Here is a 24,637-nt window from a genome sequence, read left to right on the forward strand (position 1 = left end):
ATGAGAATTGCTTATTTTGATTGTTTCGCTGGAATCAGCGGTGATATGACCCTTGGAGCTCTAGTTGATGCCGGGCTTAATTTTGAAGAATTAAAGGCAGAACTCGCGAAACTTCATCTTAAGGACTACGAGATCAAGCAAGAAAAAGTGGTTAAACAAGGGATGTCGGGTACCAAAATTCATGTTTTGGCTCAAGAAGGACATGTTCACCGTCATTTAAATGATATAACCCAAATTATACAAGAGAGTGAGTTAGCGGAAGAAATAAAGGATAAAGCGCTTGCAGTTTTTGGAAAGCTGGCCGAGGCCGAGGCCAGAGTTCATGGAACATCACCTCAAGAGGTTCATTTTCATGAGGTTGGTGCCGTAGATGCCATTGTTGATATCGTTGGGGCAGTCATCGGTTTATACAAGCTGGGAATTGAAAAAGTTTATGCATCAGCAGTTCATACGGGCCAAGGGTTTACAAAGGCTGCTCATGGGACGATTCCAATACCGGCGCCGGCAACAATAGAACTGCTTCAAGGGATCCCGGTTTACACGCAAAATATTCCTTTTGAGCTGGTTACACCGACTGGGGCGGCTATTCTTTCCACATACTGCAGCGACTTTGGTGATATGCCGGTAATGAAAGTTGATCATATTGGCTATGGAGCAGGTGAGCGCGATCTAACCATTCCCAATCTTTTAAGGATAATGATTGGTGAGAAGAGTACGATGGATATTCCCAAAATCAATCCCAATAGCGGTTATCCTCAAGAAATCCTCGAGAATCACGAAAGCGATCAGCAGAAACATATGCATGAGCATAAGCACGGGCGTGAATATAAGCATGTCCATGGACACGATCATGAACATAAACATAAGTATAGCGAGCTTCAAGAACTCTGGACAGGTCAAAACTCTGAAATTCCCCCAAAAGGAGAAGCTCGCTTTTTACAGGAGCAAACGATTCAAGCTGGAGAAGCCCTAATGCTTGAAGCCAACATCGATGATATGAATCCAGAGTTTTACGATTACTTAATTCAAAAGTTTTTTAAAGAAGGGGCTATGGATGTTTTTCTTCAGCCAATTCAGATGAAAAAAAATCGCCCTGCAGTTACATTATCTGTACAGATTCACCCCTCACAGTTGGAGAAGTTCACAACCCTTATTTTAAAAGAGACGACAACAATTGGCGTTAGAGTGTATCCCGTGACGAAATATATGCTTCCGTATGAAGTGATCCTTGTCGATACTCCGTGGGGCAAGGCGAAAGCGAAAATCGTCCGTGCCGGTGGCGAATTTACAACCATATCTCCAGAATATGAAGATTGCCGCCGTATTGCAGAAAAAGAAAATCTCCCTTTAAAGGAGATCTATGAGGAAATCAAAAAGCAAGCGTCAAGTCTTCGTTGATTCTTTCCATTCATTTACATAGGTTTCTAAAACATGGTGCAAAGCTGTACCGATTTTTGAATAATCCGCATTCGCTAAGTTTGCAAGGGATATACGAATGGACCATTCGGGGCCCTGGAAGCCGCTTCCGTTTAAGAGAACAATTGCAGACTCCTCTGCCAGCCGAATTAAGATATCGACTGGCTTATAATTATCCTTAAGGTATTGGGCAAAGGGTTGACCGTAAAAATGATAGGCCCATTCAAGAAGATCGAATTCCGTATAATAAGCAGCATCCAGAGGATCTTCATGGAGATCGAGTCCAAGACTATCAAATAATAGCTTTTGACGGTGCCGGCAAATTTCCTGGGTCAATTCTTTATAGTTGTTTTGTGTATCAATTAAAGCAAAGAGGGAAAAGAAAGCCATTTGGACTTGCTGGGGTGTTGATAAGCCTGCTGTGTGATTTAAGGCAACCTGACGGCTGTCGGCTACAATCCGATTGATAAAACGGATTTCTTCGGGATGGGTTGAAAGGGCCTCATAGCGTTTTTTTAGCTCGTTTTTAAGGTCATTAGGCAGGGCTTTAAGTAAGCAATCATAGACATTTTCATGGTGTAAGGTTATCACTCCGAGCCGCCAGCCGGTGACTCCAAAGTATTTAGAAAAAGAGTAAACGCCGAGGGTATTAAAAGGAAGCTCGCTTGCTATTGAACGAAAATTATCGACAAAAGTACCATAAACATCATCCGTAATAATCATGAGATTGGGTTTGTTTTTCTCCACAATAGAATGGATCTGTTCAATGGCTTCAGGTCTTAAGGCAACGGAAGGAGGATTGCTGGGATTAACAATGAACAGCGCTTTAATGGAAGGATCTTTGAGCTTCTCAATTTCAAATGCGGGGTATTGCCAAGTATGTGTTCCGTCCTGAGTCTTTTCCGAGGCATTAATCTGGACCAGCTTAAAGTTATAACGAGGTAAGAGGGGTATTTCGAGATAAGGGGTAAAAACAGGGACCATAACGGCAATCGTGTCTTCTAGACCTAGTAAATTGTTAGCAATCAAGGAGTCAAAGATATAGCACATAGCAGCCGTTGCGCCTTCGACGGCAAATATATCATAGTTTGCTGTCTTTGGATCCTGCCCATAAAGTTCCTGAACAAGATAATCGTGAACTACTTGCTCAATATGCGTGAGCATACGGTCGGGAACAGGATAATTATCACCAATGATTCCGTCAGCAAGTTCAAATACCCAATCATCTGGATTAAACTCCTTCGTGTAAATTCCATAATCAATAATATTTTTGAGGAGACGGATACCTGGAGCCTCTGGATGATTTTTAACATAAGTCTGAAAACGTTCAGCTATACCGTCATGCTGAGGCATACCGGCTAAGTCACCGCGATCCCAGATCCTGCGGGTTTCCTCGACCGCGAATAAGCCGAAGGTAAAAAAGGCTTCTCGTGGGGTTGCAGCAGTCCAGTTTGGATTTCCTCTTCCTGCATCAAGTAAAGTATGGGTACTCTTTTTACGTTGATCTGATGCGAGGCTGATGAGTTGATCTTTTAACTCAAAGGGACTGATATGTCCATAGACTCGCTCAATCTCACGGCGAATAACGTTTGATGAATTCATACTATTTGCTCCCATTCTTTTTAAATATAATTTAGTATTTGCATTAAAATTAAGGATCATAAATGCAAATTGAAAAATTATTTAATGAGTTGACAAAGTAACATAACTTTCTTATAATATAGAAAGTTCGCGGTCGTGGCGGAACTGGCAGACGCGCTAGGTTCAGGTCCTAGTCCTCGCAAGGGGGTGGAGGTTCAAGTCCTCTCGACCGCACCACTTTTAAATTGAATATACACATGTTTTTAAACGCATACACAAATAGATTACAAAAACCGAGGGTTGTTAGCCTTCGGTTTTTTTGTGAAAACTTCTCGCACTATTATAATTTTGCATATAGATGCATATGAGGTTAGAATAAACCATGAAGGAATATTCTCTATTTTGCAGAAGAAATATAGACGAAGGGAAGGTGCTTAATGTGAATGACAATTTCTTAAATGACTGGCTAAAAATTGTAAACAAAGAACTAACCGAGATTGCGCAAGAAGAAGAAAGACTTAATTCGGAAATCACCAAAAGCGAATTTAAAATTTCTTTCTATAAAAAGACAGAGCTAAAGAATTTATTTAATAAAGAATTAGAAGAAGAACAAAAGAAAATCGAAAACGATCAAGCTTTATTGGAAGCATGCAGGCAGGAACATAAAAAATATATTAAACTAAAATCTGTCCTAAAAGAGGCAAGACCCAAAGAATATTATATTTAAATTTGAAAAACAAAAATAACTGTATCTATATGGTGCGGTTATTTTTAATTTTGAAATTAGCATCTGACTTCTAGAAAAATTTGGGATTAAAATTAATATTTTGAATGTTTTAATTGAAAAAAGGATTTTTAGCGTAAAAAGCGAAATGAAATTCTTAAAGTTATTTTATGTTTAGCATGTAGGATATTTTCTTCGGCAAGAGCTCTTTAATTTTTACTTTCTTAAAAATACAGCATAAGAAAGGCGTGGCGTAATGAGTCAGATTTATGAGGTAACTGCTGGTAAACTTAAGGATGTAGTGGAATTTTTAAAAGAAAACTGGGCGGATTTTTCAAAGCGGCCCACAGCTAAAATAGAAGAAAGGGAACTAACATATTGGAAAGAGGTTTATCGGAATAAAAGGATCTTTTATTATCGAGGCGGCAGTGAAGAATTAATTTCTGTATTAGTGCTTTCCCAAAATAATGCGGTTGTCAGAATAGAGGTGTTGGGCGTTAAACCTCAATATAGACATCAAGGTATTGGCGGCCAAATGCTTCAATTTGCAGAGAAGGCCGCTTTGATGTGGTCAGGGGAGGAAATTAACATTCTGTTTTCAGGGAGAGAGGAAGTAGCACAGATATTTCCCAGGTTCCATAATTTAGGGTATATATCTCAATGTCCAATAAATCAAAAAGGAACTGTTCTTTTGGCAAAGAGACTTAAATCTATCGAAAAATAAATACAATTTTAATTCTTTTTCTAAAAAAGTGTTAATATAAAAAACAAAAAAAGTCCAGTGTTTATGCGTTATTCGCAAACAACACTGGACTTTAGTCCTATGACGAAAAATAGGACCTAAGGGAAAACATTGCCGCAAAGTAAAATTTTAAAAGGAATTTTGAAATAATTTCGCGAAAATTATAAGTTATAAAGAAAGTCGAGATGGAATTGATATAGATTTATTTCCAAATGAAAGGCTTGGTTACAGAAAAAAATGCGGCTGGTTAACATCAATTATGTGCACGAGGGAGAGGTTTTAGCACGTCCTATCCTCAGTCCGTCTGGAAATATTTTATTACAAGCTGGGATAACTTTAAGTACATGTTTTATCAATCGTCTTATTGACTTAGGGCTTGAAGTTTTATTTATTGAAGACGAACTATTTGAAGACGTGGAAATTTATACAGGTGTTTCTTTGAAAACACGTGAAGTAGCTTGTGCTGCTCTGCAAAAGGTGAGTCGATTCTTAGAAGAGGGCAAAGATTGCCATGCTGGTGCGGAGGAGCTTCAGTCTGTCATTCAAAAAATGATAGAGGACCTTTTATCCAGCCGTGATATACTCAGTAATATTACAGAAATACGAAGTTACGATAATTATACTTATCATCATAGCGTAAACACAACGGTAATCGCTCTATTGATTGGGGTAGCCATGGGATGGAGCAATAAACGGCTGTTGGAGCTCGGTATGGGTGTAATCATGCATGATATTGGCAAAATTAAAGTACCCCAAGAAATATTAAATAAGAAAGGCCCTTTAACGGGCCTCGAATTTGAAGAAATTAAAAAACATACGGTATATGGATTTGAGCTTTTAAAACAAAACCATGATTTCAGCTTGCTTTCGGCCCATATTGCATTTCAACATCAAGAAAAGTGGGATGGAACTGGCTATCCGCGTGGGCTAAAAGGAACCCAGATTCATGAATATGGTCGGGTTACCGCAGTTGCTGATGTTTATGAAGCTTTAACGAGTAAAAGAGTATACAGAGATGCTATGAAACCGCATGAAGCTTATGAATATGTGATTGCCCATAGAGGAACACATTTTGAACCTGGAGTACTTGATGTATTTGCTAGGAATGTTGCTGTTTATCCGTCCGGTTCTGGAGTAACATTAAGTAATGGGATGCGAGGAAATGTGATACGTCAAAATGTTCAATTTCCAACCCGCCCTTATGTACGAGTAACTTATGAGGAGAACAACAAATTAAAAGTCCCTATTGATTATAATTTAGCGGAAAATCCATCAATGCTGATTGTAGCTGTTAATAATAGATAAGTTTTTAACAATTTAAATGTTTTATCTAATTTAATAATGTATTTTAAAAGGGACTGTAAAGTTTTAACTTATAAGGTCCCTTAAATTGTAGTTTCATTTAAAAATTTAATTTTTATTATTAAGAAAAATAATACTTTCACTTGATTATAAGCTTGTCTATAGATTATAATAAAGGTGTGATAGTGATCACAATATCAAGTGTAAAATCTATTCTGACAATTAGTAATTTAATAAAACAGAGGTGAGTAAGATGTTGGCATGGATTGCTGCTATTATGATCGGGATATTTTTAATGGTGTGTGGAATAATCATTACAGCCTCATTTTATCAAATTTTTAAAGTTATCCGCCATATACCAAGAAAGCCTAATGCACAATACAATATGTTATCGAATGGAACCGGAGCTGTATAAAATAGACCATGAGAAACCGCCTGAAATGAGATTTCAGGCGGTTTTATTGTTATCAGTTAGGAAATGGTGTTATGTTTAACTAGGATTTTAAAAGATTTGTAAGCGCATCTGAAGAGTCGACAGGAGTTTGACAGGAAAAGTCTTTGCATAGGTAGACAGATATTTTATTGGAGTCGAACGGATAATCTTTAACCCAGGGCAGGAGTGAATCTAATTTTCCATCGTGATAGAGTAGGGTAGAGTAAGGAAGAAATTCATTAAATACCGTTTCTTTCAGTGAACCTAGACTTGAATGATTCGGAGGACCTACCAAAAGAATTTCTGTGCTAGGCTGGAGTGCAAATTGCAAAGCTTGGAGAAAAGCGGTATAGCCGGCTGGATAGGATGAAAGTGTCGAACGAAAGGAGTCAAGCTGTTCTTCGGCACGCAGTTCCCAATCTCCATCACCAGTAAGCCGAGCAAGTCGGAGTAGATTGAGGGCTGAAATTGAGTTACCCGAAGGAATTGCTCCGTCGTAAATTTCTTTTGGACGAATCAGAAGTTCTTCGGCATCTGATCCAGTTAAGAAATATCCCCCGTTTTCTTCATCTTTAAATAAGGTTTCCTGCTGAGCTTGAAGTGTTAAGGCCATTTGGAGATAGTCTGTTTTTCCCGTAGCAGCATAAAGTTCAAGAAGTCCCCAGATATAAAAGGCATAGTCATCAAGATAACCGAGGTATGCCGCGTTTCCTTCCCTAAAACGGGCGAAGAGACGTTCTTGGCGAAAAAGACTGTCTTGAATAAAATGAACAGCCTGTTCGGCGGCTTTTACATATGTTTTGTTTCCTAGGATCTGTCCGCCTTTGGCTAGGGCAGCGATCATTAATCCGTTCCAGGAGGTTAAGATTTTATCATCTTTATGGGGATGGATTCGTTTTTCTCGAACCTCCCAGAGCTTTTGACGACTATTTTCCAATCGTTTTTTTAACGACTCAGGACTTAAGTGGTATTTTTCAGCCAGTTCGTTAAGATCTGAAGGCAGCAAATGGGGAATAGCCTTACCTTCGAAGTTTCCTTGGGGAGTAATATTGAAAACTTCGCAAAATAGAGCCGCATCTTCTGCCCCGAGAACATCACGAATTTGTTCCGGAGTCCAGACATAGAATTTACCTTCTACCCCCTCGGAATCTGCATCTTCGGCTGAATAAAACCCTCCCTCGGGTGAAGTCATATCGCGAAGGATATAAGTAAAAATTTCCTCTGCTTTTTGTGCAAACATTGGCTCTTTGAGAAATTGGTAGCTTTCTAAATAGGCGATAGAAAGCATGGCGTTATCGTAGAGCATCTTTTCAAAATGGGGAACAAGCCAATAAGAATCGGTGGAATAGCGTGCAAATCCAAAGCCGATATGGTCATAGATTCCGCCTTGTCCCATACGTTTAAGGGTTTTTCCAACCATAACTTCAGCTTCGCTTTCTGGATGATCTTTTGCGTAACGAAGGAGGAAGGTCAGGTTGTGAGGAGAAGGAAACTTAGGAGCTTGCCCAAAGCCGCCGTTGCGTGCATCAAAATTCTTTTCTAAAATTTGATAAGCAGTTTCAATCGATTTCCCAGCCCAGGAATGGAAAGCAGAGGAAGGATTTTTTCCATTTTGGGAGACAAGTCTAAGAGCGGGTGTTTTTTGTTGAGAAGTAACCAAATCAACAATTTCTTCAGCGTTAAGGCGTAGAATATCTTCATTTTCTTCCCAAATTTCGGCGTTCTGGCTGAGAAGGGTCAGCAGCCCGGCTCTGCCATAGCGGTTATGCTTGGGAAAATAAGTTCCGGCGAGAAAAGGCTGCTTTTCGGGAGTCATTAAGATGGTTAAGGGCCAGCCCCCTGCCCCTGTGAGAGCTTGGCAGAATCCCATATAGAGATGATCAATATCCGGTCGTTCTTCACGATCGACTTTAATCGCTATATAGTGCTGGTTAAGCAGTTCGGCTACTTCTAAATCCTCGAAGGATTCGCGTTCCATGACGTGGCACCAATGACAGGTGGATTTCTTGAACCGACTTTCTATAATTTGCCAAACAACTAGGAATACCCTATAGACAGAAAGACAGGCTTATTCTCCTTATGGGCTTTTTGAAATGCTTCTGGACTCCAGGCCATCCAGTTAACAGGGTTATAAGCATGTTGTAAGAGATAGGGAGACTTTTCATGAATTAAGGAATTAGGTTTACGGTTCTTTTCATACATAGTAAGACACTCCTTTAAACTTTATATTGAGTAAAGAATACCCAAATTATCAGTAATTTATTTTGTAATAAAAGAAATTACAGTTCTTGTGTCCATCAAGCCAGAGACGGTTCATGTTTATTTTTCTGCTCAGCTAACGGAACCAGTGAAGAGTATAGGGTGGGATAAACTAAATGAAATTAGCTCACAATTCGTTGTCGCTTTACAATACAATTTTAGACATAGATTTAACATAGGCTTAGCCATTAATTTATATTTGATTATACATTTTGGTATATAATTGGTTATATGGAAAATAAATATGTGAATATATTCAAAATGGTAAAATTGGAATTGCGGAAATTTGGTACAGTTTGTTTGGCCTTGAAAAGATTCTGATTTCTGGTTATTAAAGTTTATAAAAATGGGGTGTGGATGGTTTTGAATTTCATGTAAAAATATTGAGGGGAGTGAAGTGGTCTGCAATGATGAACGGTAGGACACAACTTGTAATAGAGTCGGCTAATCCCTTTGTTCAACTTTTAGGCGAGAGATTTTCGTCATACTGGAGCAAATAATGGTGATTTGACATTGCAGGCATATTGTGAAAAACGTTAAGTTGGAAATTTATATACATAAGGAGTTATAATAATTTAAAGGGGTGTAACTATGTATCCTATGACAATCTTTGGCTTTTTTCATTACTTTATAAGTTATGAGTTTCATCCTCAATTTTTGGAAGCATTGGTCTTTGGCATGGTAGTAGCTACGGCTATTTACCTTTTCAGCAAGAACATGTGGGGAAGCATATTGTTGAGCGTTCCATTTAGCGCACTCTATATGTTTGTGGCTTTACGATTTTCATATCACGTTCTATTAGTTCCTGTAGAACTTGGTCTTCAGTACATTATCATTAATCGGATAGAAAAAAGAACAAAAAGTATCTAAATAGTCTGGATTCTGATAAACGGCAATATGGCTATATTACTGGACAGTGAAAAGTTTTTATAGAAAAATAGAAACAAAATTGAGAAATATTTTAGATTAGATAATATATTTTAGTTTCTGAGTTGATTTATTGATAAATAGAATACTAAATTGTTTGGAGAGCTACAGCAGGAAAACAACGTATTCCCAAAACTTTGACAAGATGAAAGCGGTTAAGACGTGTTGGAAATTCGCGGAATCGTTATCCGAAACCATTAGGTTGATAGCAAAGTTTTTTGGGGGAAGGGGTAAAGTAATGCGTAAAGAAAGGGATTCTTATTTTCTAGATATTGCTTATCAAGTTGCAAGTAGAAGTACCTGCCAGAGACGTAGTGTAGGAGCGGTAGTTGTTAAAGATAGAAGAATTAAGGGTACTGGTTATAATGGAAGTGACGATCCAACTTCCGCATTGTACAGATGAGGGATGCCTAATTATAGATGATCATTGTGTTCGAACAATACATGCAGAGGTAAATGCGTTATTAGAATGTAGTCCTGACGAAAGAAATGGCGCAACAATATATGTTACTGATCGTCCGTGTGCTGAATGCTCCAAGTTAATCATTTCATCCGGGATAAAAAAGGTTGTTTATGGACGGGATTATCATTTTGATTTTGATTGGTTTTCACTTGCACCTTGGGTCGAGATAATTCACTTAACAGCAGAGAGATAAGTGAAAAGAGTGGTTCTGTTAAATAAATAGGATTCATGGAGTAAAAGAACTCTAGGTTTATCCAACCGTTTCATCGCTAAAAATAAATCACTCTAAGGATGCGCCCGGGTGGCTTTGAGTAATGTTATCTGATGAGGTGTTCGAGTAAGTCGGAATACTCAGCTTGGAGGATATAAATGTATCCACGAGACGAATTTCCGGGGTTCTAAGTGAACCTGATATAATAAAAGGCGGTAAACTCTCAGGAAAAGCGGGAATAAATTGGGGGCTTTCTTACCACGTGTTACGGTAGGATTCCGTTCTGACAGAATTCGATGAAACATTTTGGCATGCGCTGATCAACAAAGTCACGGTCAATTCTTCTCATTTCTATCCTGAAAATAAACTCTATTTTCATCCTTCCGATGGTGCCGCCTCAGTGGCATGTGGGTCTAACTAGACAAAATCTGAGTCAACCGACAAGAGTATCCAAGACCGACATTACTCAGTCTCACTGTGTTTTCCACCGAGACACTTTACGACATTATGCCCAGAGAGGGCACGTTCAGACTATCATTATAAAATTATTGTCTAGATTTGTATAGGGATTATGCATTTTAAACAATAAACGGGTCTAGCGCTTACAAAGCTAGACCCGTTTTCTACCAATTCGGTGCAACAAACTCACGTGGCACCAATGGCAGGTCGAATAACCGATGCTTAAGAATATCGGCTTATTTTCAGATTGTGCTTTATCGAATGCCTCTTGCCCCCAGGGGTACCAGTTTACAGGGTTGTGGGCGTGCTGAAGAAGGTAGGGCGATTTTTCATGTAGTAATTTATTGCTATATTTATGTTCGGTCATTTATTAATCTCCTGTTTAATAAGAGTATTTGCATTTTATAAAGAATATGATACCCAAATACAGTCTGATATTATTACTTGTATGCGAGAAAAGAAGCGCAATAGGAAATTTCTCACACATTTAAGCATTATGGATTTGTTTATAAGATAAATTAATGATAGGAGATATTACTGAAATAAAATAACCTGAGAGTTCTTCTGGGGATTCTTCCATATTATTATCACTCCACCATTTTATCATTTCAATGAAACTACCTGAGATATGATTGATAAGAAAATTTTTTGGAATACCTGTTTGTGTTTCGTTGTATGAAAAAAGGAAATATTGTTCAATTCGGCTATTTAAGTATCTTTTGAAATAGGTAGTAAGGAGTTCACTGCTATTGCTTGAAAATACACCTCTTATAATCTTTTGGTTTCCTTTTATGTGATATAAGATAGGCACTATGATAGAACAAGGAGTTGCATTATCCAAGGATAAATTACTGGAATGTATATTTTCAATAATATCGGTACACATAGCTTTCAGAAGTTCATCTTTAGTTTCAAAATGAGAATAAAAAGTACTCCGACCTATATTAGCATAATCTATTATTTCTTGTATTGTAATTTTGGAATATCTTTTTTTCAACAATAGTGAACTAAATGCATTGTAAATGGCATCTTTTGTTTTTTCGGTTCTTCGGTCCATGCATTAAATCTCTTTCTGAACATTTGCGTGCAAATGTTCAATAACGAATGTTTTATAATATTTGTTTCTTGTTTTAGATTATCAGATAAATTACCATATAACAAACAAAGTGTTCAATAATAAATAAATTGTATTAAAAAATAGGGTAAGTTAAAAGGAGTGGAAATTATGCATATAATAAAAAGGGAAGTGAGGTTTGGCAATCGTGCTGATAAGTATGATAGCGGATTTGAAGGAAAGTTCTTGAGAAAATTCTATTGGCTGTTTATACAAAATATAAATATTCCATCAAATTCAAAGGTATTAGATGTAGCATGCGGTACAGGAGAATTACTTAAGCAAATGTATAATAGATTTAATATCTTGGGATATGGAATGGATATTGATGATAGAATGATTAATGTTGCAAAAGAAAAGTGTCCTCAAATGGATATAAGACAGGCAAAATGTGATAAGATACCGTTTTCTAATCAGTCGTTTGATATTATTACAGTTTGTATGGCGTTTCACCATTTTGAAAACCGAAAGGAGTTTATTAATGAGGTAGTTCGTGTAATTAAAGATGGCGGACAGATTTATATTGTGGAATTGAGACTTCCTGAAATAATTAGGAAAATTGCCAATACTATTATGTATCATTTGAACATAGTAGGACACTTCTTTACTCCGAATGAAATATCCTCCGAATTTGAAAAGGTAGGAATTCAAGCAGATGGATGTGTTAAAGAAGGTTTAGTTCAAATAATTCGTTTGAAGCAGACATAGTTAGAATGAGGAATTGAATGCAATGTTTAAATTTGTATTATAATGAAATTGTAACTGCAGTTAATAGCTTACATGGCACCAATGACAGGTGCTTTATCGAATGCCTCTAGATGGTGACTCCCGTACTTCCGGTATACCTGCGAAGTACAGCCGAAAACTAATACGCGTTGATTAAAATGATGTATTATGCTAACATTTATATAGTTTTCTAGGGTTCCGCAGTTTATAACTGGCTGGTCCGAGAGAAAACGCACAGAGCACTGTGTACACGGAAGGATAAAAGCCAGGGAGATATTATTATAATATTTCTTTTGGCTTTTTATTTTAACTTACTCCCGAGATTGTTGCTGTGCAATATTAAAATCAATAAGAATCAAAATGAGGTGTGTTAATGTTTAGAGAAATGAGAAGGAAAAAACAATTATTGTCTGAAGAAGAGACAAGAGAGATTATGAAGGTTCACTCATCAGGGGTGCTGGCTGTAACAGGTGATGACGGCTATCCGTACACCGTTCCGATTAGCTACACTTATGCAGACGGTATACTTTATTTCCACTGCGCGAAGGAGGGCCACAAGATCGATGCAATCATGCGGAATGACAAGGTGTCCTTCTGCGTCATTGATAAGGATGAGGTCATCCAGGAAACCTTCACGACTCATTTCCGTAGTGTCGTCGCCTTTGGCAGAGCCAGGATTCTGACGGAAGACAGTGATAGGAGAGTCGCACTTGAAAGCCTTGTCGAAAAGTATTCTCCGGACTATATTCAGGAAGGGCAGAAGGAAATCAAGAAAGACTGGGAGAGAGTCTGTCTGGTGGAGGTCAAGATTGAGCATATGACTGGCAAGGCAGCCATAGAAATTGTCAAAAATAAAGAGTGATAAACCTGGTACGAGATTAAATGCTATTCCAATTCAAATCATAGGCTCCACTTTCCAAAAAGTCAAAGATCAACAAAGGGCAGCCTCCCCGTTACTACCTTTCCGAAACTCACCCCTATATTATAGAGCCGGAAATCTGGGAGTGCGTCCAATTGGAAATAAAAAGCAGAAGCGAATATGCAAAAAAGCATCATGCTATATCGAACCGGAGTACCCATAACACACTTATGGTGGGAAGAGTGATTTGCAAGGAATGCTTGTACTGCTCGTAACAAGCTTCATCATCCTGAGGAAAGGGACAATGAAATCGTGTTTGTTTTGAAGACATTGGTTGGTATGAGAGTTTTTTGATAAATGAAATGCCGGTTGGAGTTTGGCTAACTTCGACCGGCATTTTTCAGTCTGGCTGTGCAAGGAAAAATAACTTATTTAAGAATGAATTACAGCAGCTAATACAGATTCTAGTAATCCAGGGAAGCGAACATCTAGGTCAGCATTGCGAAGCGAATAAAAATGTTGAGTTCCTTCGATACGAACGTTAGTTAGACCCGATTCACGCAGTACTTTTATATGATGAGATAGCGTCGATTTTGGAATTGTGAGTGCGAGTGAATTACAAGACAGTTCCTTATTTTTAGCTAATTTAGTAACGATATCTAAACGAGTGGGATCACTAAGCGCGTAAAGAACCGATGTCAAATTAATATCATTGATATTTGGATGAAATGGTTGTTTCAAATCTGTTCACCGCCGTATTAAATAATATATTGCAATTATATCACACTGCATGCTATAATTCTATTGTTCCATTATAATAGAACATTAGAACATTGGAATGATAGGAAGTTGTCAAAGCGCTTCTAGGTTTCCAACATAATAAAAATTTGAGGAGAGATCAGTGTGAAATTTGAATTAACTGAAATCCAAAGCTTAATCCAAAACACCGTTCGGGAGTTTGCACAAACGGCAGTCGCACCGATTGCGGCGGAAATCGACCGCAGTCACCGTTTTCCGGAAGAATTACTTCCCAAATTGGCAGAGCTGAATTTAATGGGTGTACCTTATCCGGAAGAAGTCGGTGGTGCCGGAGCAGATTATGTGAGCTATCTCATCACGATCGAAGAGCTTGCACGTGCTTGTGCCAGTACGGCAGCCATCGTTTCCGTCCACACCTCATTGGGAACATGGCCGATTTATCAGTTTGGCAATCAAGTACAACAAGAAAAGTATGTTAAAAAACTGGCCAGTGGGGAATGGCTTGGTGCTTTTGCTTTAACAGAGCCTAGTGCCGGTACGGATGCTGCTTCGGCTAAAACTACTGCAGTTTTGGATGGAGATGAGTGGGTTATTAATGGTTCGAAACAGTTCATCACCAATGGAAGCAAAGCAGATTCCTATGTCATTATCGCATTGACGGATCCTAGCAAAGGAACCAAAGGTATGGGTGCTTTCATCGTTGAAAAAGGTACACCCGGTTTCACTTTCGGTGAACCCGAACACAAAATGGGAATCAAAGCATCTTGCACCACACCCCTTTACTTCAACGATTGTCGGATACCTGAGGATGCAATCCTCGGTGAACCCGGACAAGGCTTTAAGATTGCTATGCAAACTTTGGACGGTGGACGGATGGGAATTGCTGCCCAAGCCCTCGGAATCGCTCAAGGTGCTTTAGATGCCGCCGTGAAATATGCCAAAGAACGTGTCCAATTCGGCAAACCGATTGCCAGCCAACAAGCAATTCAATGGATGATTGCCGATATGGCAACTCGCATTGAGGCTTCTCGCTTTTTGGTATACCGTGCAGCCTGGAATAAGGACAATGGCCTTCCATACAGCAAAGAAGCAGCTATGGCGAAAGTATATGCCGCGGAAACGGCAAACTTTGTTGCAAATAGAGCAGTGCAAGTTCATGGCGGCTATGGTTTTACAGAGCACTATCCGGTTGAGAGAGCAGTGCGTGATGCTAAAATTACCGAAATCTATGAAGGAACGTCCGAAGTTCAACGGATGGTCATTGCAGGAAGCCTTCTTCGTTAATTTTAGGGTTCTGTTGACTATTCGAAATGTTCAACACGATAAATAAGATATTCTATGCAAATTCTATAAAACAAGAGAAAATCAAAGCAAATACCAAGATATTATAGGGAAAATTTTAATATCAAATTCTAAAATTATCCAAATTCATGTATGGTCATGTATATAAAAAACGGGTTTAGCGATTACAAAGCTAGACCCGTTTTCTTCCAATTTGTTTACAGTAATAAGAGTGCCACCAATGACAAGTAGCCTTAACTATAATCAACACTAGGAATACCCAATAGATAAGAATATTGGTTTATCTTCTTGCTTAGCTTTATCAAAAGCTTCACTGCTCCACGGAAGCCAGTTTACAGGAATTGACCATTGGTCAAAAATATACTACAATAAATTTGACCAATGGTCAAAAAAAGGAGACGCTATGACTGGTAAAACAAATAAATCGATAGAGCGCAAACAAGAAATACTACGTGTTGCACAGAAGCTTTTTAATATTAAAGGGTTTCAAGAAACCTCAATTAATGACATTATGAAAACTGTTGGTGCAGCCAAGGGGGTATTCTATTACTATTTTGAGACTAAAGACCAGGTGCTTGATACTTTGGTCGAGCAGAATATTAATGAAATAGTAGATGGTATGGTTCAAGTAGTGAGCAATCCTGACTTGAATGCTACACAAAAGCTAAAATATATGTTGCGGGAAGAGTTTAGAGTAAGTACTAGTAGAAACGACTTTAATAATCATCTTCACAATATCAAGAATGTTGATATGCACCAGAGAATTATGGTGAGTATGGTAGAAAAGATAGCTCCAATATTTAGCCAAGTTGTAAAACAGGGCGTTTTAGAGGGAACGTTTAAAACGGAATATCCGTTAGAAGTTTGTGAAATTGTTATTGCCGGAGTTCATTTTATTTCTGATTTAGGTATCTTTCATTTGAGTAGGGAGCAATACATAAAAAGAATTAAGGCATCAGAAGAAATTATTGAAAAGGCGTTAGGTGTTGAAGAGGGAAGTTTTAACTTTCTAAGTGAAATGCTTAAGGAGACTCCTGATAGAATTATGGATGCGAAAGCAATCAAGGAGCATTACGATGAGATATAAAAGAGCATTTATTGCTATAACATCATTAATTGTATTAGCTTCTGTAACTATATTAGCTATTCTAAATATATATGGTAAATCAACGAATAAAAACAGCGGCTGCTTTGGAGGAGGGTGTTCAGGTTGTAACGGATGTAGTAATAAGGGAAGAGTAAACATCACTTATTATAAATCCAAAGAGAGCCAACTGTTGGATACATTGAATAATTATCAGAAGATATTTAAGAATGAACTAAGGAAATCAAACTCAGAAGAAGAAATTTTTAGTATAGCAAAGGAGACTAAAGAAGAATTTGTAAGGTTGATTCCACAGATACCCTATATAGGTGGTGACGCAAATTCTATGACAGAAGATATTGAGCGAGCTGCAATGGTACTGGCATTATATAAAGTGGAAAGCAGGCATGGAAAATCAGCAGATGAAGTTGGTGAGATAGTAGTTAACGCTATAAAAGACGAAATGTCTAAATACCCTAAATGGTTAATGAGATTTAATGGAAGGAAATTTTTCACAAATACATATATTGAAAAGGTAAGAAAAGAGGCCGAAGTGTCTCAGATAAGACAATATTCAGGGGCATGGGTGACTGATTTTATAAAAGGTAATGGTAAGGATTTTGATTATGGCTTTAATCATCAGGAATGTGGGATAGTTAAATTCTTTCATGAGCAGAATGCCGAGGAGCTTACTCCCTATTTATGTGAATTGGATTTTATATATAGTGATGCCATGGATGAAGGATTAGTCCGTACAAGCACATTGGCTGAAGGCGGAGAGTATTGCGATTTTCGATATAAGAGAGTAGAGAATAGGAAGTCGGATTAAATAATGTTTATTACAATAATGATTTGACAAAACGAACCAAAACCTTGTAGAAACTAACTTTTCACTATCTTTTTACCAAATTTGTCCCGATAATTATCTTAAATTTTCTTAATTTCGAATCGATTTTACATTTTATTGCCAAGTTCTAGCTAAAGATCTATAATAGTTTAGAGATATTTATCATAAACTAAGGATTAATGAAGAAATGTTGGTTGCGACAAAGGTAAACTCTAAAAACGGATTATTTTGATAGTTTAGCTTTGGTGCAGTTAATTACATGAAAAGTGGAGGTTTTTCATGGGAAGTATGGAAAAGTCAACCAAAGCAGAAATTCATATGAGCCTATCAGAATTTGAAATGCCACCAATGCAGGATGTTTTGATCGTGGGCCGAAAGGCCCCCATCGGCCCGGAAGCAGCCAAAAGAATGGTTGATGCTCTTAGCCCGGACCAGTATAAAATCATTAAGGTAGATCACCCTGTAATTGAAGCTATCGTAATACGTAATGCGATTTTAAATATGATACCGGAAGACAAATTAAGTGAACATATTTTGGAGGAGGGAGAAAGGATTGTTGATGCAAGTATGATCATTAAAGTACAGCTAAATATAATTTTGCATGTCAGCAAATCTATTGATCTATGATACAAATTATGCGCGTTTCAGATATTTATAGTAAGGAATTTTTTTCGGTCGATGTATTAGAAGGTGTATCCAAGACGAGATCTCTTATTTTAGAAACCGGAATTAGCGCTTGTCCGGTTCTAGATAATGGAAATTTGGTTGGAGTAATTACAGTTAAGGATTTATTGAAAGCACACCCCAACAGAATCATTGCTGATGCTATGAATCGGGAACTGGTGACAGTTCCTTTAGAAATGCCCCTTTGGCAAGTACAAGATATTTTTGATAAAACAGGATTAGATGTTTTAGTAGTTCGGGAAAGAGAACAGATATGCGGCATATTATCCCGCAACATGCTTGATATTGAATTAGGGCCTCACACCGATTTGTTAACAGGACTTTATAAAAGTGATTATATATATTATCAGGGTGCCCGATTGTTAGAAAAAGGACAAGAAATTTGTATCGTTTTTATGGACTTAAATAACTTTGGTATAATTGATAAAACATATGGACATATAACAGGGGATACTATCTTAGTTGAAGTGAGTAAGATTCTAAAAGAAAATATTCCTCCTGAAGCTTTTCTATGCCGATTTGGCGGGGATGAGTTTGTTGTTTTATTACCAGTATACTTAGATGAAGGAGTTTCCTTAGCCTACAAACTGGCTGAAACAGTAGATAGGCACAGTTTTTCCAACGGTATCGAGGTTAGTATTTCTGCAGGAGTAATTGGGGGACGACGGAAGCACGAACGTATTACCGATCCATGGGATACTATCGAAAATCTAATGAATATTGCCAGCTTGCATTCGACAAAAGCCAAAAAAGGTAATACAATACTTTCCATAGCTGATTTTCAGGATTTAAATGAAATTGCTTAAGTTCAATTGTTGTAACGAGTTCTATAATAAGGTGTAGTTTCGAGTATTACATAAGAAGATAGCCTAAAAACAGAGGTAATTATGTTAAACACAAATTGCCTCTGTTTTTTGTTATATATTTACTTTATAAATTTTTTAGCTATTTTATTAATCTTTTTATTATCTTTTAATTCTTGTCTAATTCTTTTATACCAGTCGTATATTGTCACAGTAAAACACTCTCCTTTTAATTAAAGACGGCAAATTTTTTTTGCATATTAGTATTATGTGCTAAAAAATAACTATTATTTCATGGTGATATTAACCGTTTTAATTATAGATCTTTTTCTCAGTAAATAGATTCCCAATCCAATCAATAACCAAATTAGTCCAGTTAATAATCCTGTTTTTCCTACGGGTATTAGTAAGCTTACGCTGATGAGCAAAGCCAAGAGAGGGATAACGGGATAAAATGGAACTAAGAATTGGTTCTCCTGGTCTTTCTGAGTAATTCTTTTTCTTGAGAGGAAAAAGGCAATCATCGTAAAGATGAAGGTTAACAAGTATAAAAATCCTGTAGCTGTTACAGCGATGTTTATCGAGCTCACTAATGTAAAAGCGATTTGAATTCCGACACCAAGCGTAATCGCCCAAATCGGTGTTTTGAAGCGGGGATGGACAAATGCCATTGCCTTAGGTAACAGTCCATTTCGTCCCATATGGTAATAATGAAGGCGTTACAGGTAGCGGGTAAAGCCATTACAATGATCAAACTAATAAATGTTGGACCGAGGTCTCCCAAAAATTTTTGACTGGCTAAAGCTACAGGAACATCTGAGGTCCCTAACTCCTGCCAGGGCACGACGCCGATCGATACAAATAGAAGTCCTAAATAAAGAAGCAAGACGATCGTAATAGATGAAATGATAGCAAAAGGGATCGTTTTCCGAGGATCACGTATTTCCTCTCCAGAAGCAACGATAGCGTCCCATCCGACAATTGATAGAAATCCTACTAAAGTCGCTTGTAATATACCGGAAAATCCGTTTGGAGAAAACGGCTGATAGTAGGCATAGTTCACATGCTTTATCCCTATGATAAAAAAGCCAATGAGCACAACGATCACCGTGCAGACAATACCGACTTGAAGCTTACCACTGAACCGAATGCCTAAGATATTAAGAATACCTAAACCGAGGAGCAGTAGCACGGCACTGAGTACTGGGGGAGCTCCCGTAAGAACGTTCAAGTAATGACCAAATCCTTGAGAGACAAAACTACTGGCTGCCAACCAGGCTCCGAAGTAAGCCCAGCCAATTATTGTTCCGATTAAGGAGCCCATCGTTTCACATATATATTCATAAGAACCTCCCGCTCTGGGATATCTTGACGCTAATTCTGCATAACATAATCCCAATAGTATGGCTAATAGAGCGGCTAAGATAAAAGCAATTATCACGGCGGGTCCTGCTTTTCCTGCGGCAACCCCGCTGAGGACAAAAATACCGGCTCCAATCATCGCCCCGATTCCTAGAGACGTCGCTTCTTTCCAACCTAAGGTTCTATCTAACTTCATAACCCATCCTCTTTCGTAAGATTTTGCATAAATGAGAGTTTACTTTATCGTAAGAGGGGAAGGCTTCCTGTTAATTTATTAACGCTTTTTTTGTCTCCATAAATAGCAATACCAAGATACGCTAAATCAGTGTTTGTAAAAGAAGCGATTTTTTCGGTATAGTCTTTGTAGTTTTTTGTGGTTTGGGCGGCATTCGAAAAATCGACCAGAAGTAAGTCAGGATAATTGGTACTTATGGTATCTCGAAGGTCTTTTATGGTTGATCCAGAACTTTTTAGTATGGGGATGGGGGTAGTAGTAATCCCTTTATGGAGTTGACCTCCTCCGTCGATGACATCGGGACCGATAATTCCCTCAATCTTTTTTCCTAAAGTTAAGGCTAAGACTGCCGCTGTATTGGCGATTAGTCCTGTTGGTAATTCGCAATCAATGACCATCACACATTTGTTTTCCATAAATGTTTCCTCCTGATTGTGTACTTAGCATTTCTTGCAGCTATTGTAAAAACAATAGTTGCTTTGTTCCTATAAAGTACCATGCTAAAATGGTTTTTATAAGAACCAATTAACTCTTGTTTTAAGAGTACCAATTTTGGAGGGGGAGAATACCTTGCTCTGGATTCCGATTGACCGAACACTGGACATTCCACTGAAGCGGCAAGTTTATGACTATATACGAAAACAAATCTTACATGGAGAGCTGGCAGCGGGTGAAAGGTTGTCTGCAACCCGTGAATTAGCTGTACAATTGGGGATATCCCGTAATGTGATTGTTGAGGCTTATGAGCAGTTGCTGGCTGAAGGATATATCGAAGGACAGCAGGGAGCGGGTACGTTTGTCGCTCCTGGAGCCTTTTTGGAGCAACTGCAGAGAGATGAAATAAAACAATCCTTCGACGTATCAAAAGGGAAGAAGAAAGAAAAAGATCTGATCGATTTTCGCTCAGGGATTCCGGCACTAGATATGTTTCCCAGAAGGAATTGGGGAAAATTAGCGAAGGAAGTATGTATAGAAGCTCCTAATTATATCTTTGGTTATGATCATCCCGAAGGGCGTACTGAATTGAGAAGGGTACTCTCCCATTATCTCAAACGAACAAGAGGGGTAGAATGCCATGAAGGTCAAATCGTGGTTAGCTCCGGAGCGACCCAAGCCTTTTCTTTGATTACGAAGTTACTCCTTACTCATGGCGATGAAGTCCTCATCGAAGATCCAATAACGCATGAAATTCAAACAATTTTTACATCAACCGGAGCAAATCTTTGTCCAATACCTGTTGATGAACAAGGGATAAGAACAGACCTACTTTCAGGGGATAAAATACCAAGCTTTATTTTTGTTACACCATCACATCAGTTCCCGTTGGGGAGTATATTACCGATTCAACGTCGGATCCAGCTTATTCAGTATGCCAGAGCAACCCAGTGTTACATTGTTGAGGATGATTACGATAGTGAATTTCGCTATGATGGGGAACCCATCAGTTCTTTGCAAGGCTTAGACCCGGAGAGAGTCATTTATGTTGGCACTTTCAGTAAAAACCTTTCCCCGGCCTTACGTTTAGGGTATTTAGTTCTCCCTCAGGCTCTTATTGAACAGTGCAGAAACCTTAAATGGTTTAATGACCTTCATACACCGTCGCTGGATCAAAGGATTCTGGCACGTTTTATTGAGGAAGGGCTTCTGGAACGTCATATTCGGAAGATGAGAAAAGTTTACATGAATAGACGGGAAATATTAAGAAAAGCTTTGGCCCGTGAATTCGGAGAGGCAGTTAAAATATCGGGGGATTCTACCGGTTTGCATCTCATTGCCGAATTTACTCAGGTGGAGTTTACACAGGATCTTTTAGAAAGACTCTTGCAGAACAATGTTAAGGTATACCCCGTTGAGCTTCATACGATTCAAAAGGATAGACACCGAAATAAAGTGATCCTGGGTTACGGGAATTTAAGGGAAGAGAAGATCGATGAAGGGGTTATGCGATTAAAGGCAGCTCTAGAATTTTAAAATAGATAACATCTTTACCTCTATGATCATAAATTATAAAATTTAGAAGTTATCCAAATTATGGATTACAAGAAGGATCGTGGTAATAATGGGAGAATATAATATTGGTATTTGAGGTGTTGGGTAAATAAAGTATAGTTTAGCATGAAGAAAAGAGCAGGCTAAGTTCTATTTGCTTTTACTGATTCCCACTGAATAATAAATTAGACTACATATCGAGGGAGATGTAAGAAATGCTGGTGCTGCAAAACCTTACTAAAAAGTTTGGAGATTTGACTGCAGTAAATAATATAAGCTTTAGAGTCCAAAAAGGAGAAATATTTGGGCTGCTTGGAGAGAATGGTGCTGGAAAGACCACAACTTTGAGAATGCTGGCAACTATACTGAAACCATCATCGGGGACCGCAAAAATTTGTGGCTTTGATATCAAAAATGAACCTGACAAGGTAAGAGGGCATATTGGAATTCTCTTCGGAGGCGAGATTGGTTTATATGATAGGTTAACGGCCGCAGAAAATATTAGGTATTTCGCAGAATTAAATGATATGAACAAATCCGAGATAGATGAAAGGCTGGATTATTTGGCCAAAACCTTTCAGATGGAAGATTTTCTGAATAAGAAGGCGTCAAAGCTTTCTAAGGGAATGAAACAAAAAGTGGCTTTTGCAAGGTCTATTGTTCATAATCCGGATATTATGCTATTTGATGAACCATCCTCAGGTCTTGATGTGAGCGCTCTAAGGGAAGTACACAGGTTCATTCTAGATTGCAAAAAAGAGGGCAAGGTAATAGTCTTTTCCAGTCATACTATGAGTGAAGTTGAGAAGCTATGCGACAGGATCGGTATTATTCATAAAGGTATCCTTGCAGCGGAAGGTACGGTTGGTGAACTAAAAGAGATACACAAAAAAGACAGCATTGAAGAAGTATTTGTTAAATTGGTAGGTGGAAAAAATGAAATTTAGGCATGTATGGATAGTATTTAGAAAAGAGGTAAAAGACCTAATACGTGATAAGAAAACTATAATTACTAGTCTCTTAGTCCCAATGATATTAGTACCAACTCTAAACCTGTTGTTAGGCAATGGAGTTGAAAAGATGCAAAAAGACATATCAGAAAACGTAACTATTGCCCTTTCACAAAGTTCTCAGACCAGTGAGATCAAGAAACTAGTAGAGGATAAAATTATTATAAATAATCCTAATATTAAGCTGATCAATGTCGATGATCCGTTGGCAGCATTAAAGCAGAATAAAGTTAGATTAGTTCTGGATATTGAAAAGGATTATGCAGATAAACTAAAAGCCAATAAACCCTTTACAATTAATTTTTTATACGATAAATCAAATGCCAAGTCAGCAGGAGCATTACCTATACTTAATAGTGCAATTATGAAATTCAATAGCGATATTGTGGGGCAAAGGCTTAGTGTTCTCGGGATTAATAAAAATATATTAGAACCAGCTAAAATTGAACAAACAAATGTTGCTGATGAGAAAAAATCGGGAAATCAGTTCTTAGCCACCATTCTTCCTCTTATGGTAGGATTGCTTGTGGTTGTTGGAGGAATACCAGCGGCTACGGACCTGGTAGCTGGTGAAAAGGAAAGAAACACATTTGAACCTTTGCTTACGACCAAGGCAAATAGACTTGCAATTGTACTCGGAAAGTACATGACTGTCACTTTATTTTCTTTTATTAGTATAATCGCAATTGCGATTGGATTTATGGCAGGTTATCTAATAAACCCAAACATGCTCAGCATGGGAGGAAATGATCAGTTTGGAGGATTCCATCTTCCTTTAATGGCACTTATCTTGGTAATTCTTATTACAATTTTTATGGGAATGACTTTTTCCGGAATTCAGATTGCATTGAGTACATATGCCAGGTCTTTTAAAGAGGCACAAACCTATCTTTCCTTACTCATATTTGTGGCGATGATACCCTCTTACGCAACGATGTATTTACAATCCACAGATATACAGAGTTATATGTTTGCCTTACCCATACTGAATACTATATCAGCTCTTAAAATGGTTTTGAGTGGGAATATAAATTATATGAATCTTCTTATTGCATTATCAACATCAATAATATATGTTTTGGCTTCGGTTTTCTTCGCGGTGTCATTATTTAATAAAGAGGAAGTTGTTTTTCGAAGTTAAACAAGTATTACAAATCATGTCAGAATGGAACCTCAAGATGCTTTCTTGGACTATTGGGACGATATCACCCCTAGACACTTAACCAATAAATTGTTAATCTATATGTAAGAACGCTGATGTACTATCAGCGAATGGCAAAGAAGCCATCTCTTTGGGAACAAAGAGTGGCTTTTTTCTGCTTTTAAACCCAAAATAACCGCTTTTT

General features: G+C 37.9%; 23 protein-coding genes, 1 tRNA gene, 3 pseudogenes and 1 riboswitch. Of the genes and pseudogenes, 18 read left to right on the top strand and 9 right to left on the bottom strand.

Annotation, left to right across the window (positions count from 1 at the left end; translation table 11 throughout):
• Entirely contained in the window at positions 1–1,398 is a 1,398-nt protein-coding gene (larC, locus tag ACHOLT_RS11065; protein WP_425800588.1) for a nickel pincer cofactor biosynthesis protein LarC, read from the top strand.
• Here larC and aspD read toward each other — a convergent pair.
• Positions 1,384–3,018 (bottom strand): aspartate 4-decarboxylase, encoded by a 1,635-nt coding sequence (aspD, locus tag ACHOLT_RS11070; protein ID WP_425800590.1) that lies wholly within the window; start codon positions 3,016–3,018, stop codon positions 1,384–1,386. The genes larC and aspD overlap by 15 nt on opposite strands.
• A 129-nt stretch (positions 3,019–3,147) precedes the next feature.
• Between aspD and ACHOLT_RS11075 the strand changes: the two genes are divergently transcribed.
• From ACHOLT_RS11075 to ACHOLT_RS11090, 4 genes are all read left to right on the top strand, one after another.
• A tRNA-Leu gene (locus ACHOLT_RS11075) sits at positions 3,148–3,234 on the top strand.
• A 145-nt stretch (positions 3,235–3,379) separates the two neighbouring features.
• A complete protein-coding gene (locus ACHOLT_RS11080; RefSeq protein ID WP_425800592.1) occupies positions 3,380–3,724 on the top strand; it encodes a hypothetical protein in 345 nt (114 codons plus the stop codon).
• Positions 3,725–3,977: 253 nt separating this feature from the next.
• Complete coding sequence (locus tag ACHOLT_RS11085) at positions 3,978–4,445, top strand: GNAT family N-acetyltransferase (protein WP_425800594.1); 468 nt, start codon at positions 3,978–3,980, stop codon at positions 4,443–4,445.
• Positions 4,446–4,700: 255 nt separating this feature from the next.
• The gene (locus tag ACHOLT_RS11090) at positions 4,701–5,768 is read left to right on the top strand and encodes an HD-GYP domain-containing protein (protein WP_425800596.1); all 1,068 of its coding nucleotides are present in this window, start codon (positions 4,701–4,703) and stop codon (positions 5,766–5,768) included.
• A 491-nt stretch (positions 5,769–6,259) separates the two neighbouring features.
• Here ACHOLT_RS11090 and ACHOLT_RS11095 read toward each other — a convergent pair.
• A pseudogene (locus ACHOLT_RS11095) lies at positions 6,260–8,400 on the bottom strand (thioredoxin domain-containing protein).
• Positions 8,401–9,135: 735 nt separating this feature from the next.
• On the opposite strand from ACHOLT_RS11095, the gene ACHOLT_RS11100 reads away from it, so the two are divergent.
• The 3 genes from ACHOLT_RS11100 (at position 9,136) to ACHOLT_RS11110 (ending at position 10,040) form a co-directional block, all read left to right on the top strand.
• On the top strand, positions 9,136–9,327 hold the full coding sequence (locus tag ACHOLT_RS11100; protein ID WP_425800598.1) for a hypothetical protein: 192 nt from the start codon (positions 9,136–9,138) through the stop codon (positions 9,325–9,327).
• Between the two features lie 295 nt (positions 9,328–9,622).
• The gene (locus tag ACHOLT_RS11105; protein WP_425800600.1) at positions 9,623–9,787 is read left to right on the top strand and encodes a hypothetical protein; all 165 of its coding nucleotides are present in this window, start codon (positions 9,623–9,625) and stop codon (positions 9,785–9,787) included.
• Positions 9,714–10,040, top strand: coding sequence for a deoxycytidylate deaminase (locus ACHOLT_RS11110; protein ID WP_425800602.1), 327 nt, complete (start codon positions 9,714–9,716; stop codon positions 10,038–10,040). The genes ACHOLT_RS11105 and ACHOLT_RS11110 overlap by 74 nt, the downstream gene beginning before the upstream one ends.
• A 664-nt stretch (positions 10,041–10,704) precedes the next feature.
• On the opposite strand, the pseudogene ACHOLT_RS11115 reads toward ACHOLT_RS11110, so the two are convergent.
• Together ACHOLT_RS11115 and ACHOLT_RS11120 are read right to left on the bottom strand one after the other, a co-directional pair.
• Positions 10,705–10,884: pseudogene (locus ACHOLT_RS11115) on the bottom strand (DUF255 domain-containing protein); the annotation flags it as partial.
• A 120-nt stretch (positions 10,885–11,004) separates the two neighbouring features.
• Complete coding sequence (locus tag ACHOLT_RS11120; protein ID WP_425800603.1) at positions 11,005–11,574, bottom strand: TetR/AcrR family transcriptional regulator; 570 nt, start codon at positions 11,572–11,574, stop codon at positions 11,005–11,007.
• Between the two features lie 168 nt (positions 11,575–11,742).
• Here ACHOLT_RS11120 and ACHOLT_RS11125 point away from each other — a divergent pair, with 168 nt between their 5' ends.
• Together ACHOLT_RS11125 and ACHOLT_RS11130 are read left to right on the top strand one after the other, a co-directional pair.
• The gene (locus ACHOLT_RS11125) at positions 11,743–12,339 is read left to right on the top strand and encodes a class I SAM-dependent methyltransferase (protein ID WP_425800605.1); all 597 of its coding nucleotides are present in this window, start codon (positions 11,743–11,745) and stop codon (positions 12,337–12,339) included.
• Between the two features lie 197 nt (positions 12,340–12,536).
• A riboswitch (guanidine-I (ykkC/yxkD leader) is annotated at positions 12,537–12,632 on the top strand.
• A gap of 98 nt (positions 12,633–12,730) precedes the next feature.
• Positions 12,731–13,219, top strand: coding sequence for a pyridoxamine 5'-phosphate oxidase family protein (locus ACHOLT_RS11130; protein ID WP_425800607.1), 489 nt, complete (start codon positions 12,731–12,733; stop codon positions 13,217–13,219).
• A 429-nt stretch (positions 13,220–13,648) separates the two neighbouring features.
• On the opposite strand, the gene ACHOLT_RS11135 is transcribed toward ACHOLT_RS11130, so the two are convergent.
• Positions 13,649–13,957, bottom strand: a complete 309-nt coding sequence (locus tag ACHOLT_RS11135; RefSeq protein ID WP_425800609.1) for an ArsR/SmtB family transcription factor — start codon at positions 13,955–13,957, stop codon at positions 13,649–13,651.
• 162 nt (positions 13,958–14,119) lie between these two features.
• On the opposite strand from ACHOLT_RS11135, the gene ACHOLT_RS11140 reads away from it, so the two are divergent.
• Positions 14,120–15,259 carry an acyl-CoA dehydrogenase gene (locus ACHOLT_RS11140; protein WP_425800611.1) on the top strand — a complete coding sequence of 380 codons (1,140 nt, stop codon included), beginning with the start codon at positions 14,120–14,122 and terminating at the stop codon, positions 15,257–15,259.
• A 270-nt stretch (positions 15,260–15,529) separates the two neighbouring features.
• On the opposite strand, the pseudogene ACHOLT_RS11145 reads toward ACHOLT_RS11140, so the two are convergent.
• Positions 15,530–15,637, bottom strand: a pseudogene (locus ACHOLT_RS11145) (DUF255 domain-containing protein); the annotation flags it as partial.
• A 43-nt stretch (positions 15,638–15,680) separates the two neighbouring features.
• Between ACHOLT_RS11145 and ACHOLT_RS11150 the strand changes: the two are divergent.
• The 4 genes from ACHOLT_RS11150 to ACHOLT_RS11165 all read left to right on the top strand — a co-directional run bounded on the left by ACHOLT_RS11150 (position 15,681) and on the right by ACHOLT_RS11165 (position 18,698).
• Positions 15,681–16,364: a TetR/AcrR family transcriptional regulator gene (locus ACHOLT_RS11150; RefSeq protein WP_425800613.1), complete on the top strand. Its 684-nt coding sequence runs from the start codon at positions 15,681–15,683 to the stop codon at positions 16,362–16,364.
• Positions 16,354–17,190, top strand: coding sequence for an L-2-amino-thiazoline-4-carboxylic acid hydrolase (locus ACHOLT_RS11155; RefSeq protein WP_425800615.1), 837 nt, complete (start codon positions 16,354–16,356; stop codon positions 17,188–17,190). The genes ACHOLT_RS11150 and ACHOLT_RS11155 overlap by 11 nt, the downstream gene beginning before the upstream one ends.
• A gap of 297 nt (positions 17,191–17,487) precedes the next feature.
• The gene (locus ACHOLT_RS11160) at positions 17,488–17,835 is read left to right on the top strand and encodes a hypothetical protein (protein WP_425800617.1); all 348 of its coding nucleotides are present in this window, start codon (positions 17,488–17,490) and stop codon (positions 17,833–17,835) included.
• Between the two features lie 8 nt (positions 17,836–17,843).
• Positions 17,844–18,698: a GGDEF domain-containing protein gene (locus ACHOLT_RS11165; protein WP_425800619.1), complete on the top strand. Its 855-nt coding sequence runs from the start codon at positions 17,844–17,846 to the stop codon at positions 18,696–18,698.
• A 284-nt stretch (positions 18,699–18,982) separates the two neighbouring features.
• Here ACHOLT_RS11165 and ACHOLT_RS11170 read toward each other — a convergent pair whose 3' ends face one another.
• From ACHOLT_RS11170 to ACHOLT_RS11180, 3 genes are read right to left on the bottom strand one after another with little or no spacing between them, the layout of a single operon-like run.
• The gene (locus ACHOLT_RS11170) at positions 18,983–19,396 is read right to left on the bottom strand and encodes an amino acid permease C-terminal domain-containing protein (RefSeq protein WP_425800621.1); all 414 of its coding nucleotides are present in this window, start codon (positions 19,394–19,396) and stop codon (positions 18,983–18,985) included.
• The gene (locus ACHOLT_RS11175; protein ID WP_425800623.1) at positions 19,285–20,253 is read right to left on the bottom strand and encodes an APC family permease; all 969 of its coding nucleotides are present in this window, start codon (positions 20,251–20,253) and stop codon (positions 19,285–19,287) included. Before ACHOLT_RS11175 ends, ACHOLT_RS11170 begins: the two co-directional genes overlap by 112 nt.
• 44 nt (positions 20,254–20,297) lie before the next feature.
• Positions 20,298–20,708 (bottom strand): DUF2000 domain-containing protein, encoded by a 411-nt coding sequence (locus ACHOLT_RS11180; RefSeq protein WP_425800625.1) that lies wholly within the window; start codon positions 20,706–20,708, stop codon positions 20,298–20,300.
• A gap of 154 nt (positions 20,709–20,862) precedes the next feature.
• On the opposite strand from ACHOLT_RS11180, the gene ACHOLT_RS11185 reads away from it, so the two are divergent.
• The 3 genes from ACHOLT_RS11185 (at position 20,863) to ACHOLT_RS11195 (ending at position 24,432) form a co-directional block, all read left to right on the top strand.
• Positions 20,863–22,263 (top strand): PLP-dependent aminotransferase family protein, encoded by a 1,401-nt coding sequence (locus ACHOLT_RS11185; RefSeq protein WP_425800627.1) that lies wholly within the window; start codon positions 20,863–20,865, stop codon positions 22,261–22,263.
• 233 nt (positions 22,264–22,496) lie between these two features.
• On the top strand, positions 22,497–23,228 hold the full coding sequence (locus ACHOLT_RS11190; protein ID WP_425800629.1) for an ATP-binding cassette domain-containing protein: 732 nt from the start codon (positions 22,497–22,499) through the stop codon (positions 23,226–23,228).
• Positions 23,218–24,432 carry an ABC transporter permease gene (locus ACHOLT_RS11195; protein WP_425800631.1) on the top strand — a complete coding sequence of 405 codons (1,215 nt, stop codon included), beginning with the start codon at positions 23,218–23,220 and terminating at the stop codon, positions 24,430–24,432. The genes ACHOLT_RS11190 and ACHOLT_RS11195 overlap by 11 nt, the downstream gene beginning before the upstream one ends.
• Positions 24,433–24,637 lie beyond the last annotated feature (205 nt).

This window comes from Desulfitobacterium nosdiversum (assembly GCF_049860565.1).
Classification (GTDB): domain Bacteria; phylum Bacillota; class Desulfitobacteriia; order Desulfitobacteriales; family Desulfitobacteriaceae; genus Desulfitobacterium_A; species Desulfitobacterium_A nosdiversum.

Bases quoted from the DNA above. Each gene is read 5' to 3' on its own strand.
- ACHOLT_RS11105 (WP_425800600.1), top strand. From the start codon at position 9,623: ATGCGTAAAGAAAGGGATTCTTATTTTCTAGATATTGCTTATCAAGTT.
- ACHOLT_RS11080 (WP_425800592.1), top strand. From the start codon at position 3,380: ATGAAGGAATATTCTCTATTTTGCAGAAGAAATATAGACGAAGGGAAG.
- ACHOLT_RS11160 (WP_425800617.1), top strand. From the start codon at position 17,488: ATGGGAAGTATGGAAAAGTCAACCAAAGCAGAAATTCATATGAGCCTA.
- ACHOLT_RS11125 (WP_425800605.1), top strand. From the start codon at position 11,743: ATGCATATAATAAAAAGGGAAGTGAGGTTTGGCAATCGTGCTGATAAG.
- ACHOLT_RS11165 (WP_425800619.1), top strand. From the start codon at position 17,844: ATGCGCGTTTCAGATATTTATAGTAAGGAATTTTTTTCGGTCGATGTA.
- ACHOLT_RS11085 (WP_425800594.1), top strand. From the start codon at position 3,978: ATGAGTCAGATTTATGAGGTAACTGCTGGTAAACTTAAGGATGTAGTG.
- ACHOLT_RS11100 (WP_425800598.1), top strand. From the start codon at position 9,136: ATGGTAGTAGCTACGGCTATTTACCTTTTCAGCAAGAACATGTGGGGA.
- ACHOLT_RS11180 (WP_425800625.1), bottom strand. From the start codon at position 20,708: ATGGAAAACAAATGTGTGATGGTCATTGATTGCGAATTACCAACAGGA.
- ACHOLT_RS11170 (WP_425800621.1), bottom strand. From the start codon at position 19,396: ATGGGACGAAATGGACTGTTACCTAAGGCAATGGCATTTGTCCATCCC.
- larC (WP_425800588.1), top strand. From the start codon at position 1: ATGAGAATTGCTTATTTTGATTGTTTCGCTGGAATCAGCGGTGATATG.
- aspD (WP_425800590.1), bottom strand. From the start codon at position 3,018: ATGAATTCATCAAACGTTATTCGCCGTGAGATTGAGCGAGTCTATGGA.
- ACHOLT_RS11090 (WP_425800596.1), top strand. From the start codon at position 4,701: ATGCGGCTGGTTAACATCAATTATGTGCACGAGGGAGAGGTTTTAGCA.
- ACHOLT_RS11120 (WP_425800603.1), bottom strand. From the start codon at position 11,574: ATGGACCGAAGAACCGAAAAAACAAAAGATGCCATTTACAATGCATTT.
- ACHOLT_RS11150 (WP_425800613.1), top strand. From the start codon at position 15,681: ATGACTGGTAAAACAAATAAATCGATAGAGCGCAAACAAGAAATACTA.
- ACHOLT_RS11190 (WP_425800629.1), top strand. From the start codon at position 22,497: ATGCTGGTGCTGCAAAACCTTACTAAAAAGTTTGGAGATTTGACTGCA.
- ACHOLT_RS11155 (WP_425800615.1), top strand. From the start codon at position 16,354: ATGAGATATAAAAGAGCATTTATTGCTATAACATCATTAATTGTATTA.
- ACHOLT_RS11130 (WP_425800607.1), top strand. From the start codon at position 12,731: ATGTTTAGAGAAATGAGAAGGAAAAAACAATTATTGTCTGAAGAAGAG.
- ACHOLT_RS11175 (WP_425800623.1), bottom strand. From the start codon at position 20,253: ATGAAGTTAGATAGAACCTTAGGTTGGAAAGAAGCGACGTCTCTAGGA.
- ACHOLT_RS11195 (WP_425800631.1), top strand. From the start codon at position 23,218: ATGAAATTTAGGCATGTATGGATAGTATTTAGAAAAGAGGTAAAAGAC.